Source organism: uncultured Nocardioides sp., assembly GCF_947488025.1.
Taxonomy (GTDB): domain Bacteria; phylum Actinomycetota; class Actinomycetes; order Propionibacteriales; family Nocardioidaceae; genus Nocardioides.
Genome location: NZ_CANKYS010000011.1, coordinates 24,599 through 36,920, shown reverse-complemented (window position 1 = coordinate 36,920; position 12,322 = coordinate 24,599). Strand labels below are relative to the sequence as shown.

Here is a 12,322-nt window from a genome sequence, read left to right as displayed (position 1 = left end):
CCTGAGGTGGCGGTGTCACCCCATGCCGAGCACGTGCTCGACCATCGGGTTGCGGAAGGTTCCTCCGGGGTCCACCCGCTCCGCCAGTGCGCGGAAGTCGGCGAGGCGGGGGTGGTGCGCGGGCTCGACGCGGTCGTAGACCTTGCCCCAGTGCGGTCGGGCGGCGTACGGCACGAGGGCATCCTCGACGCGCCGCACCATGGCCAGCACGGCCTCCGGCTCGCGCTTCCACGTGAAGTGCAGCGCGACGGTCTCGCGCCCCTGGGCAGGGGAGAGCCACAGGTCGTCCGAGCGGATGGCGCGGATCTCGCTCACGATGAGTAGTGCGGCCAGCTCCCCGCCGGTCGCGGCCGCGAGGTCCGTGACGGCGCGCAGCGCGGCTGCGGCGTCGGCGGCGGGGACGAACCACTCCGACTGGATCTCCTCGCCGAAGCTGGGCTGCCGGTCCCCGCGGAAGTGGGGCAGTCGCTCCGACCACGGCCCGGGCGTGCCGCGCAGCGTGATGTGGTCACCCCCGCCGAGGGTGAGCGACGCGGTGGCGGCCGGGACGGCCTCCGTCCCGCGGGTCCAGTCGGCCGGTGCCCCGCCGTCGGGAAGGCGGGTCTTCGCCAGCACCTCGGTGGGATCGTCGTCGTTCCACCGCCCGAAGACGCTGACGCTGTAGGCCGACCCCAGCACCTCGTCGATCTGCTCGATCACCTCGCTCCAACGCAGGTGCGCGTAGAGGTCCTGGCGCACGTCGTAGGTCGGCTCGACGTCCAGGTCGAGCGACACGACGGCTCCGAGGGCGCCCAGCGCGACGACGGAGCCGTCGAAGTCCGGCTCGCCGCGGGAGATCGCGCGCAGCTCGCCGTCGGCGCCGATCAGCTCGAGGCGGCTGACGCCTGCGCCGAGGATGCGGTTGGCCGCGCCCGACCCGTGCGTCCCCGTCGACGTGGCGCCGGCCACCGAGATGTGGGGGAGAGAACCCATGTTGGCCAGCGCGTGGCCGCGAGACTGCAGGTGGGCCGCGACGTCGTTGTACGGCGTACCGCCGGCGACCCGGACCGTTCCGCGCTCCAGGTCGAGGACCGGCTCGGCGGCGAGGCCCGTCAGGTCCAGCAGCGTCCCCTCGGTGTCGCACAGGGCGTTGAAGGAGTGGCGGGTGCCGAGCAGTCGCACCTTGCGGGACGAGCGGACGACCTCCTGGGCCTCGTCGAGCGAGCGCGCGCGGACGTAGCGCGCGGCCGTGTAGACGTGGTTGCCGGCCCAGTTGGTGCCGGGGTCGGCGGCGGAGCCGTCATCGCCGGTCGGGGCGCTCGGGTCGTGCTGTGGTCCGGGCATGCGGTCTCCTCGTCGGTGTCGTTCGAAACTACAACCCGACCCTGCGCTGATGGAGGTACGTCAGTGTGAGCCGCAGCTGTCGCGCACGATGAGCTCGGCGGGGAGCACGGTGCGCCGACGGCGGGGCTTCTTGCCGTCGATCAGGTCAGAGAGGGTTCGCATGGCTTTGGCGCCGATCTCGCGTGCCGGGACCTCGACCATGGTCAGCGGCGGGTCGACGAGCGTCGAGAGAGGCGAGTCGGTGTAGCCGACGATGGCCAGATCGTCCGGGACGTGCAGCCCTCGTAGCTTCGCCTCGTACAGCGCCCCCAGGGCCAGGGTCGAATCGGCCGCGAAGACAGCAGTGGGGGGGTCGGGCCGCTCCAGCAACCGGGAGAGGGCCGCGCGGCCGGCTTCGACACTGAACTCTGGCACCTCGGACACGAGCTCGGGCGAGGGCGCGGGACCGGCGTCCTCGAGGGCCTTCAGGTATCCGCGGTGGACCTCGGCGACGTTGGGCAAGGTGAGGGGAGCTGTGAGCAGTCCGATCCGGACGTGCCCGTGGTCGATGAGGTGGCGTGTGGCGGCGTAACCTGCGCCGGACCCGTCGAAGACCAGGCTGTATCCGCGCCGCTCTGGTTGGTCGACGTAGACGATCGGGGGCAGCCGAGCGGTGCCGTCCTCAGGGACAGGATCCGGCGTGGAGCCGACCGAGACCGCGATGATGCCGTCCACTCCGCGCGCGATCAGGCGACGCATCATGGCATCGGCGAGGGTGGGCGAGTCATGGGAGTCGGTGATCAGCACGAGTGACCCCCGCTCGCTCGCGGCGTCCTCGATGCCGCGCAGCAGGGGGAGGTAGAACGGATTCAGGCCCGCGATGAGCACGGCGATCGTGTTGGCTCCGAACCCGACTGCGCCACTCGGCGACCCCCCGGTCGACGTCGCCAGCACCACCGAGCCGATTCCCTGCCTGGTCTCGACCAGACCGTCCGCCTCCAGCTTGGCGTACGCGGCACGGACCGTGTTGACGTTGACGCCCAGGTCGCCTGCCAAGGAGCGGACAGAAGGCAGTCGGTCACCTGGAGCGAGCTCCGCATCGGCGATCTGCAGGGCGATGCGGGCCCGGATCTGCGCCGCGATGCCCAAGCCCGATCGAGGGTAGAGCTGAAAGGTTGACAATCGTTCCTCCTGAGGCCTAACGTCGTGAAACTAACTGTATCAGTGATATAGCACAGTAGATATGTGCGGCGTCATCGACCCGGAGGAGGGTCACCATGTTTCCGACCAGGCTTGGTGTGGACAGGGCGGCACTCCCGCTCCATGGCGAAGGAGTCCTGAGGACCCGCCTCCGCGCAGCTCGATGGACACCGGCGCTGCTCGTGACGCTGGCCGTGCTGCTCGGTGCATGCAGTGCCGAGTCACCCGACCCGGGCTCCGCGACGGCGGGCAGCGCGAAGAGCTCAACTCCGACCGAATCAGACGAGCCGGAGAAGCCGGGCGGCTTGCTCGATCCGTTCGATCCCGACGAGCCGACACTCCCCGGTGGGGTCAAGGTGTTGTCGCAGGACGTCGAGGGCTTCGCCCCGGTGGATGCAGGTCGATACGCCGTGCGGGTCTCGAAGTCGCTGCTGTACCAGTTCGACCTCCCCGCCTACTCCGACGTGCACAGCGGGGTGTACCTGAACCCGGGCCGACGAGCCGGCGGGGACTCCATCGTCTCGCTGACCCCGGCGAACAAGCGCACCGCACTGCCAGTGCACCCCTGCCGAGACCACGACCCCAAGGTCGTGGGGCCCACCGTCGGCGACCTCGCGTCAGCCTTGAACCGCCAGCCCTACCTCGCCACCACCAAGCCGGTCGCGGTCACCGTCGGCGGCATGGACGGGCTGTTCGTCAAGGCGACTGTCCCCGACGACGCCAAGGTCTCGACCTGCCAGGACGGGGCGGTTGACATCATCCATGACACCCAGAGCGTCGAAGACCCCGGAACCGTTGACCGGATCTGGATCCTGGACGTGAACGGCGCCCGACACGTCCTCCGGGCGCGCACGTTCGGAGCGACCAAGCGTGACGCCCAGCTGGTGACCCAGCTGGTCAAGTCCATCACCTTCACCCGCGGCTGACCTCGTGGAGGAAGCCGCGAACCACCTCATTGAACGGTCCCGGTGCCTCGAGGTTGCTGACGTGTCCGCAGTCGGGGATCACCGCCAGGGTCGCTCCAGGGATCCGGCGCTCGAACTCGCGCGCCACCGACAGCGGCGATCTGGCGTCGAGCGCACCCCAGATCAGCTGTGTCGCCACCTCAACGGTTGGCAGAACCTCGGTGAGATCGGCCTGTGCCATCGCGGTGAGCGCCGTCAACATGCTGTGGGGTCTGACGTCAGCCGCCATCGCCTCCATGAGTCCTACGAAGGGAGCGGGCGGCTCACCCGCGAAGAGCCCGGGCAGGGTCGGATCGAACGCATCATCCGGCTCAGCCAGCGCCGCGCGCACGGCTGCCAACCTGGCGTCTGCCTCCTCGGCGCCCAGCGACCCCCGCCACCCGGCGTACCCGTCAGCCAGCACCATGCTGCGGACTACTGCGGGATGGCGTCGATACACCTCGAGGATCACTGTCGTACCCCACGAGATCCCGACGGCCGACGTCGGCGAGCCGACAAGCGCCCGGACCATGCCGGCGAGGCAATCGGCGTAGTCGGACAGGCCGAACTCGTCGGGTACGTCTTGAGATCCGCCGGCGCCGGGCTCGTCCCACGCGATCACGGTGAACTCGTCGGAGAGTGCGTCGAGCTGTGGTGTCCAGGCGCGGCTGTCCTCCACGCCACCGTGCACGAAGATGACCGTTGGTCCGTGCCCGGTGCGGCGATAGGCGAGGCGGAGGCCATTCACCTCGACCGTCTCCATGGATGCGACGGTACTCCCGATGTGACCGCGCGGGCCTGGTCGACCGACTGCTTCCCGAGGAAGCGCCGTCGGTGCGCCGCGACCGTCAGATCGATCCGGAAGCTGCTCTTCCGGCCACATCCGAGGGCGAACATGGTCCGCGGCTAGACGTCCTTCCGTGGTGGCTCGGGTGTCACCATCAGGGAGCTGAGCAGATGGTCCATCAGGGGCCACAGCACGGTGTCTTCGGCGTCGTCGACGACGTCGATGAACCTGGTCAGCTCGAGCATCACGAAACCGTGCAGAGCGGTCCACCACTGTGCTGCCACGGCCGCAGGGTCTGCCTCCTGCAACACTCCCGCCGCCATGCCACGTTCCATGAACTGCTTGATCTGCACGAACGCGTCGAGCCCCACGATCCGGTCCTCGTAGTGGAGGCGGTAGTCGCCGAGCGTGGCCGAGCCAAACATCACCGCGTAGAGGTCGGGGTCCGCTCGGGCGTGCGCGCGATAGGCAGCGGCTGCGTTGCGCAGGTCGAGCAGTGGGTCCTCGGTGATCGGCACCGCCGCCACTCGCGCGAAGAGCCTGCTGAAGCCTTCGGCCACCATGGCGCGGACCAGGCCGGGCATGCCCCCGAAGTGCGTGTAGACCGCCATGGTCGACGTGCCGGTGGCCGCGGCCAGCTTGCGTGCGGACAGCGCTGGAGCGCCCTGCTCGCGCACCATGTGGGCGGCGACCTCGAGCAGCCGTCGGCGCACCTCCGCGGAGGACGCGCTCCTGCCTGCACCTGTCTGGTCCGGACTCCCTGCCACCTTGCCAGCCTCACATCACGGGGTTATGGTCCGATCATAACGGTGTTATGGATGGGAAGTGCAGTGCCATGCCGAACCGATACCTCGCCGACAACTTCGCGCCGGTCCACACGGAGCTGACGGCCTTCGACCTGCCCGTGACGGGCAACCTGCCTGAGCACCTCGACGGCCGCTACCTGCGAAACGGCCCCAATCCAGCCGAGGACCTGGGCCCGCAGCACCACTGGTTCCTCGGCCAGGGCATGGTGCACGGCGTCCGGATCGCCGGCGGACGCGCCGAGTGGTACCGCAACAGGTGGGTCAAGCCCCAGGGCGAGGACCACGGACCGAACACCAACGTGGTCCAGCACGCCGGCAAGACCCTGGCGATCGTCGAGTCCGGCCCCACGCCGTACGAGCTGACCTTCGATCTCGACACTGTCGGTCGTTGCGACTTCGGCGGCACCCTCGACTTCGGCGGGTCGCAGGGCTACACCGCTCACCCCCACGCAGACCCCGTCACCGGCGACCTGCACGCGATCTCGTACAACTGGATGCGGGGCACCAAGGTCGACTACACCGTGGTCGGCGCCGACGGCACCGTCGTCAAGCACGCGGAGATCGAGACCGGCGGAATGCCGATGATCCACGACTGCGCCCTGACCGAGCACTACGTGGTGGTCTACGACCTGCCGGTCACCTTCGACATGGGCATGGTGACCGACGGGGTCCCACGCCTGGCTCGGCTCACGCCGAGGCAGCAGCGCGACGCACTGGGGGGCAACCCGATGCCCGAGTGGATCGTCGACGCCGTGGCCCGCGGCGAGTCCGTCACCAACCCGGCGGCGCCGCTGCCCTACTCGTGGGACCCCGACCACGTGGCGCGGATCGGTCTGGTGCCGCGCGACGGCGACGGATCCGACGTCCGCTGGTTCGAGATCGACCCCTGCTACATCTTCCACACCCTCAACGCCTTCGAGAGCGGAACGCCGGGCAGCCCCGAGGTCGTCCTGGACGCGGTACGGCACCCGCGGATGTTCGCCACCGACTACACCGGACCCAACGAGGGCCTCGCGTCGCTGGTGCGATTCACCCTGGACCTCAGCTCGGGCAAGGCCCGGGAACACCGCTTCGACGAGCACGCCCAGGAGTTCCCGCGCTACGACGAGCGGCTGACCGGGAGGCCGCACCGCTTCGGCTACGCCATCGGGATGGTCGGGGCCGGGTTCGGCGACACCGTGCTCAAGCACGATGTGGTCGCCGGCACCACCCAGAGCCGCAGGCTCGGTGCCGGCCGCGAGGCCGGCGAGTTCTGCTTCGTTCCGGACCCGGGCTCCGACGGTGAGGACCACGGCGTGCTCATGGGCTACGTCCACGACCGGGCCACCGATCGCAGCGATCTGGTGCTGCTCGACGCACAGACCCTCGAGCACGTCGCCGCCGTGCACCTCCCCGGCCGGGTGCCCACCGGCTTCCACGGCAACTGGGCTCCCGGCGCCGGGTGACGCATGGTGATCGGCCGGAGCCGGGGGAGCTGTCAGCGGGTGAAGAGTGCCCTGTTCTCTTCGATCCATCTGATCTCCGCTGCTTCTTGCTCGAGGCTGCCTTCGGCGACCCAGGTCTTCTGAGGTTCTTGCCCCTGGTCGGCGAGGAAGCGGACGTGCTCGATGGTTGCGTGACGGCGTCGGATGACCGCGTCGGCTACGTCGAAGTCGGCCGGGACTCCGTACGCGTCGAGGAAGGCGTCGATGCGCGCCCGGCGGTCGGGCACCTCTGGGAAGTGGTGCCACTCCAGAGCCGATTCGTCGTCGCGCATCGGAGCGAACCACAGGAGGGCGTACGCCACGTCGTCCAGTCGAGGTGCAGGGTGCAGGAAGTCCCAGTCGAGTAGTGCGATCGCCTCTCCATCTCGCCAGACGAAGTTCCACGGCCCGGGGTCGCCGTGGACGAAGACATCGCCACCTTCGACTGTCGGCGGCGCGTCGAAGACGGCGTCCTGTGGCGGAACCCAATCAGCCGAGGCGTCGTGGATGCGACGCAGAAGCTGCGCGGCTGAGCGGAGCCCCCGCTCGTGGTGCTGGTTCTTCCATCCGTCCCCGCCGCTCTCGCCGTCGATGTAGCGGAGAATCTCGGTCTCATCACTGAGCGACAGCGGCTCGGGAACGCAGTCCAGGCCCTTCTCGCGAAGGTGGCGCAGGAGCGAATGCACCGTCCGGCTCTGAGGGCCCGCCGGTCGCGTCACCGTCTCGGCAGACAACGTCACGGGGCGGAACTCGTCATTCACGTCTGCTGCTCGGCTCAGTGCCTCGTCGCTGGCCATACCTGCACCCTCACACAGGCCGCGGAAGGTCACCATCGAGTTGTCGCAGGGCCCGCGTCCCGCTTGCACAGAAGCTCCGAGGAGCCTCGACGCTATGTCGGAGGGCGCGTCTCGAGCAGCCGTCGCACGACCCGCTCGATCAGTGCGTAGTCGACCTGGGGGTACGGCAGCTTGAGCGTGTCTTTCGCTCCGGCGTAAGGCGCGAGGTCGGCGTCCAGATCAGGGTCGCCTGCCGGTGGCACGGGGTAGAGCGAGACGTGCTGCTTCCAGGCGGCCACGTGGACGAGGGAGACGCCTTCGACCTGCCAGGTCGGCATGTCGTAGCGGATCACGCGGTCTGCGCCGGGCGCCACCAGCAGCACCCGTCGTTCGATCTCCTCCACCACCTTCCTTTTTCAGCGGGCAGCGAGGCGAGGTAGTCGTCGACCGACGCGAACTTCGGCATGTGTGCAGTATGGCTCGATGGCAACGGCAGCTGGGTCCCGTTCGTGTGAACCAAGACAACCCCCTGTGGATCCGAGGCGCGGACGATCGCGGCGGAAGGACGCATCTCCAAACGGGCGTCCGCGCGGTGTCCATACTGGTCAAGGCATCAGGATCGCGCGCCTCATGTGGGGATCTGGATCTCCACTGGGACGCGGGTCGGCACGCCGATCTGCGTGGCGATCGGGGTGTAGAGGTCGACGCCCGTCTCGGCCGTGCGCAGGGAGACAACCATCGCGTAGCGGACGGGCAGGTCGGTGCGGTCCGCGCGCCGATTGCTCTTCCACCAGCCGCCGACGGGGTAGACGGCGATCCGGCTCGAGGCCGCGAGCTCGGCCCCCGTGCCGACCCACTCGTCCTGATGGAGGGAGCCGAGGTGACGCTGGTAGGCACCGATGAACCAACGGTCCGACGAGGACGCGGACGATGTCGTGGCGCCGTCCTCGTCGGCTTGCGCGTCGCGGTTGACCCGGTGGACGAATTCCTCGCTGGTCTCGAGGGGGGCCTGCAGGTCGAAACGAAGCATGTGGGAGGGGTAGCGGTAGCGCTGGCGCCACCCACGCCGGGATGCGGACGGTTCGACGAAGTAGGACAGGGTGATCCGCATCCGTACCTCGGAAGCGCCCAGGTCCTGGAGGACCTCGGCGGGCCAGGGCAGATGGTGGAGGCGGAACTGGCGCATTCGCAGGTCCGCGCCCTCGAACGGGACGAACTCGTCCTGGACGACCATGGTGACCGCCGTTGAGGCGGACGTGAGAAGCGCCTGCTCGTCCGGCACGCCCCAGCCGTAGCGTCGCAGCAGCTGCAGGCGGGCGCCCTTGCCCGCCGCGCCGTCGAGCTCGGCGCGCATCGCGGGTGTCCACTCGGCAGCGTGCGTAAGCAGCCCGCGGACGGTCTCGGGCCAGTAGACGGGGTAGCGGGCCATCGTGCGGGCGGCCAGACGTGCGGCCTGGGCCGTGGCAGCGCTGGTGGCATTCGCGGAGGTCAGGGCGAGGTCATTGGTGTGGCCGGTCGAGCGCAGCGACAGCAGCGGGTGCTTGTCCTCGAAGTTGGTGGCGCCGTCGGTCAGGACGTTGCCGCCCTCCATGCAGATGTCGGGCTTGATCGGCCAGCGACGTTGGTCGAAGAGCAGCGATGTGCGGCTGTGCGGCGATAGTTCACCGTCACCGGCCTGCGGGGTCCACCCCTTGTAGGCGGGGTCGTCGGTGGCCCCGGTGAGGTTGGTGTGAGCGCCGACGGTGACGGCGTTCCATGCCTGGGCCGGATCGGCGACCGGGGTGGTGTCTGACTCGGTGCGATGGTCGGCCTGGTAGTTGATGACGTTGCCGGCCGCGACCACGATGAGGCGCGCCAGGGCCGGGTCCGGAGTGGCGAGCAGCGAGAGATCGTCGCCGTCGCGAACGCTGTCGGTGCCGACGGCGAGTGCGTCGACGGTCGCTGACCACAGGGTCGGCTGTCCGGGGCGGTCGGGCTCGGTGCTAACCGGGAGGCAGAACACGCGGCGGCGGCCGTGGATGATCTCGGGGATGGCAATGGCCTCGACGGTGGCGCTGCCGTAGTCGCGTGGGTCGTGCTCTGGCTCGTCGGGGTCGGGGAGGATCTTGACCGACTCCAAGCGGTGTTCGAGCGTGAGGGGGGAGTTGGACGCGAGGTGCTCGTCGAGGTCGCCGCCGAACAGCGCGAGGCCGGCCATTGCGGTGCCGTGGCCATGGTTGTCGTTGCCGGATTCGCCGACCACGGTGTGCAGGTCGGTGGTCGCGAGCGATCCAGCGAGCAGGGCGTGGGGCCGAAAGACGCCCGTGTCGAGGTGGCAGACGGCCGGGGCGTGGTCGGGGGCCGGGGTGAGCCGGCTGAGAAGGTCGGTGACGTACTCGTCTTGGTCGGCGACCGGGAGGTCCTCGACGGTGTCGATGAACTCCGGCCGACGGACCTCGGCGACGGGAACGCTCGTGGCGGGGAGGATCTCGAGCTGACTCAAGGTCGCCTCGACCCACACGACCCTGCGATCCTGCAACGTGAGCGAGCGGGGGATCGTGCGTAGGCCAAAGGCGTTGGCGAATCCGTCGAAGGTGTCCGCGTGTTGCTGGCTGGTGTCCAGCCAGAGTTCCCACCAGTGCACACCGTCCTCGGGCGGGTCGCCCTCGGAGGTCCACAGGTCCCGCAGCAAGGCGCGGCGGATGTGGGCGATGTTGGCCACTAGCGCCCGATAACGCGGGTTGCCGTCGGCGGTCTCCCAGCGGTCCGGGTCGTCAGGGGTGGTGAACTTCGTGAGGTAGTCCTCAAACACCTGGAGGAACCGGGCGCGGTACTCGTCGGCAACCCACACGGTGGCGCGCTCAGGCTGGTCGTCGGTGGCCGGCTGGACCGATAGCAGCAGCCATTGCGGGCGCCGCGGGACCTTGCGGGCGCGGTTGAGCCGGCTGAGCTGGTCCAGCTGGAGCGGATAGGCGGCGTCGGCGCCCTCGAGGACCAGCACAGATCCGACCGCCCGGAGCTCCTCAATGTCGACGAGTGAGTTGCGCCGTTGGTCGGTCTCTTGGAGCACCTGCTCGAGCTCTCCACGCAGCGCCAGGCCGTGGCTGCGGTGCTCGACAGGTCGGATCTTGGCGTTTCCCTGACCGCCACGGGTGAATTCCTCACCGCGGACCCGGCCGGCGACGAAGAGATGCTCGAGGCGGTCGGATGTCTCAGCCAAGGCTGGCCGACCGGCGAGCCTGGAGGGCCTGGATCAGCACCTCGCGGTCGACCGCGTCCTCTCCACGCATCAGGCTCACCTTGGCGGCTGACTCCGCCGCCTTGACGAGGTCGGCGTGGCTGAGTCCGTCGGTGTATTCGCTGAGCTTCGCGAGGCTGGTCTTGCTGACCAGCGAACCGAGTCGTGCCCGGATCACGCTGACGGCCTGGCGGGCGTCAGGTCGGGTGTAGGTGATTATCAGGTCCATGCGCCGGAACAGTGCCTTGTCCAAGATGGAGCGATGGTTGGTGGCGGCGACCACGATCGAGGTTGCGCTCGCGTTCTCCAGGAACACCAGGAACGAGTTCAGGACCCGGCGTGCCTCGCCGACGTCGTTGCCAGCCCGGTCGGCGCCGAGCGCATCGAACTCATCGAACAGGTACACGCCGCGGCGCTGATCAACCTGGTCAAAGACAAGCCGCAGCTTGTTGCCTGTCTCACCCATGAACTTGCTCATCAGGGCGTCGATACGGATGGTGAAAAGCGGCAACCCGAGCTCGTGGGCCAGGACTGAAGCGGTCATCGTCTTGCCGGTGCCCGGCGGGCCCTCCAGCAGTAGCCGGTGCACAGGCGTGAACCCGCTGTCCAGGAGCCGCTTGCGCTGCCGTTGCTCGGCCAGGACGTGCTTGATCTCGGCGAGCAGAGGCGCAGGGGCGACTAGGTCTCGCAGCGCGGTCGTGGGGTGCGTGGTCAGGATCAGGTCGGCGAGGTCGCCGCGGGGCTGGCCGAGCGCGGTGACGTTCGCCCTCGTCACGGATTCGCGCGAGGCGTCGACGGCCTTCTTGATGTCCGCTGCCAGGACGTGGTGGCCGCGCTTGGCCTCACGCGCGGCGATCTGGAGGGCGACCGAGTAGAAGGACGAGTCGTCGCCGGCGGCGTGGCTGCGCACCATCGCGGTGATGTGGTCACCCAACCCGGACACGTCTATCCCCCGCTGGTCGTCTCGTCGGTCTTTGGTCGGCTCGGCGTCATCGGATGATGCGGGTCTGGTGAGGCTGCCGGCCCTGGAGGCTCGAGCCGGTGCTGCTGCCTGTCTGGTCCTGTCGAGCCGCCGGGCTTCCCGGGCTCAGTCGACATGCTAACCATCGGTGCTGACATCTGCACGAGGAACCGCCGCGCCCGGCCTGAGCCGGCCACCGGGCCGGATGGATCTCGATGCGCCCGGCAGCCTGCCCGTCTGGAGGGGCTCAGGTGCCCGGACTGTTGCCCGCTCGGGGTACCGGTCGCTGCTGGATACCACGGGACAGTGCGCTGTCGTGGCGGCAGGCGCTGCAGAGGCCGACGACCTTCATCACTGCCAAAGCTGAGTCGCCGACTCAGCCGTGCGGCCGTTCGGCATGACCCATTCTGGGCGAAAGGCTCGCCGTCGTGCCGGATTGCCCGTTCGTCTGCGGGGGCGGCACAACGGATCTAGCGTCACGCTCATGACCAAGACGTTCCGGGGAGCCGTTGCGGCTCTCGCTCTCACTGCTCCGCTGCTCATCATGACGACGCCGGCCGAGGCCGCGGCGCCCAGCTTCCGCTCGTGTGACGCCCTGACCGCCAAGTGGCCCAAGGGTGTTGCGAAGGGTCCTGTCGCGGCAGCCAAGGCTGTCCGGGACGGCTACTCGCGTCCGGCCACGACGAAGCTCGCGGTCCAGGTGTACTGGCAGAACCACCGCAGCCTCGACCGCGACAAGGACGGGACCGCCTGCGAGAACGGCTGACGGGGGGCGGCCGTCGTGGTCTCGTGACGGGCGCTGTGCGCCCTCCTCGACCAGCGGAGGGGTCCCTTCTCGACCAGCTAGTGGGGCCTTGGTTTCGACA

11 protein-coding genes are annotated in these 12,322 nt (G+C 69.1%); 3 read left to right on the top strand and 8 right to left on the bottom strand.

All coding sequences use genetic code 11. The features are described 5' to 3' along the window. Positions 1-15 precede the first annotated feature (15 nt). Both Q1B24_RS16885 and Q1B24_RS16880 read right to left on the bottom strand, forming a co-directional pair. Positions 16-1,323 (bottom strand): FAD-binding protein, encoded by a 1,308-nt coding sequence (locus tag Q1B24_RS16885; protein ID WP_299931183.1) that lies wholly within the window; start codon positions 1,321-1,323, stop codon positions 16-18. 60 nt (positions 1,324-1,383) lie between these two features. Further along, positions 1,384-2,451, bottom strand: coding sequence for a substrate-binding domain-containing protein (locus tag Q1B24_RS16880; RefSeq protein ID WP_299931182.1), 1,068 nt, complete (start codon positions 2,449-2,451; stop codon positions 1,384-1,386). Positions 2,452-2,807: 356 nt separating this feature from the next. Between Q1B24_RS16880 and Q1B24_RS16875 the strand changes: the two genes are divergently transcribed. After that, positions 2,808-3,428 carry a hypothetical protein gene (locus Q1B24_RS16875; RefSeq protein WP_299931181.1) on the top strand — a complete coding sequence of 207 codons (621 nt, stop codon included), beginning with the start codon at positions 2,808-2,810 and terminating at the stop codon, positions 3,426-3,428. On the opposite strand, the gene Q1B24_RS16870 is transcribed toward Q1B24_RS16875, so the two are convergent. Continuing rightward, a complete protein-coding gene (locus Q1B24_RS16870) occupies positions 3,415-4,209 on the bottom strand; it encodes an alpha/beta hydrolase (protein ID WP_299931180.1) in 795 nt (264 codons plus the stop codon). The two genes, Q1B24_RS16875 and Q1B24_RS16870, sit on opposite strands and share 14 nt — an antisense overlap. Before the next feature lie 143 nt (positions 4,210-4,352). Further along, the gene (locus Q1B24_RS16865) at positions 4,353-5,000 is read right to left on the bottom strand and encodes a TetR/AcrR family transcriptional regulator (protein WP_299931179.1); all 648 of its coding nucleotides are present in this window, start codon (positions 4,998-5,000) and stop codon (positions 4,353-4,355) included. Positions 5,001-5,068: 68 nt separating this feature from the next. Between Q1B24_RS16865 and Q1B24_RS16860 the strand changes: the two genes are divergently transcribed. After that, positions 5,069-6,484 carry a carotenoid oxygenase family protein gene (locus tag Q1B24_RS16860; protein WP_299931178.1) on the top strand — a complete coding sequence of 472 codons (1,416 nt, stop codon included), beginning with the start codon at positions 5,069-5,071 and terminating at the stop codon, positions 6,482-6,484. Between the two features lie 32 nt (positions 6,485-6,516). Here Q1B24_RS16860 and Q1B24_RS16855 read toward each other — a convergent pair whose 3' ends face one another. The 4 genes from Q1B24_RS16855 to Q1B24_RS16840 form a co-directional block, all read right to left on the bottom strand. After that, positions 6,517-7,299 (bottom strand): aminoglycoside phosphotransferase family protein, encoded by a 783-nt coding sequence (locus Q1B24_RS16855; RefSeq protein WP_299931177.1) that lies wholly within the window; start codon positions 7,297-7,299, stop codon positions 6,517-6,519. 92 nt (positions 7,300-7,391) lie between these two features. Beyond that, positions 7,392-7,682: a DUF1801 domain-containing protein gene (locus Q1B24_RS16850; RefSeq protein WP_299931176.1), complete on the bottom strand. Its 291-nt coding sequence runs from the start codon at positions 7,680-7,682 to the stop codon at positions 7,392-7,394. Positions 7,683-7,906: 224 nt separating this feature from the next. Continuing rightward, positions 7,907-10,477: a S8 family peptidase gene (locus Q1B24_RS16845; protein ID WP_299931175.1), complete on the bottom strand. Its 2,571-nt coding sequence runs from the start codon at positions 10,475-10,477 to the stop codon at positions 7,907-7,909. Further along, positions 10,470-11,429 (bottom strand): ATP-binding protein, encoded by a 960-nt coding sequence (locus Q1B24_RS16840; protein WP_299931174.1) that lies wholly within the window; start codon positions 11,427-11,429, stop codon positions 10,470-10,472. The genes Q1B24_RS16845 and Q1B24_RS16840 overlap by 8 nt, the downstream gene beginning before the upstream one ends. Positions 11,430-11,940: 511 nt before the next feature. Here Q1B24_RS16840 and Q1B24_RS16835 point away from each other — a divergent pair. Continuing rightward, a complete protein-coding gene (locus Q1B24_RS16835; RefSeq protein ID WP_299931173.1) occupies positions 11,941-12,222 on the top strand; it encodes an excalibur calcium-binding domain-containing protein in 282 nt (93 codons plus the stop codon). The last annotated feature ends 100 nt before the right edge of the window (positions 12,223-12,322 follow it).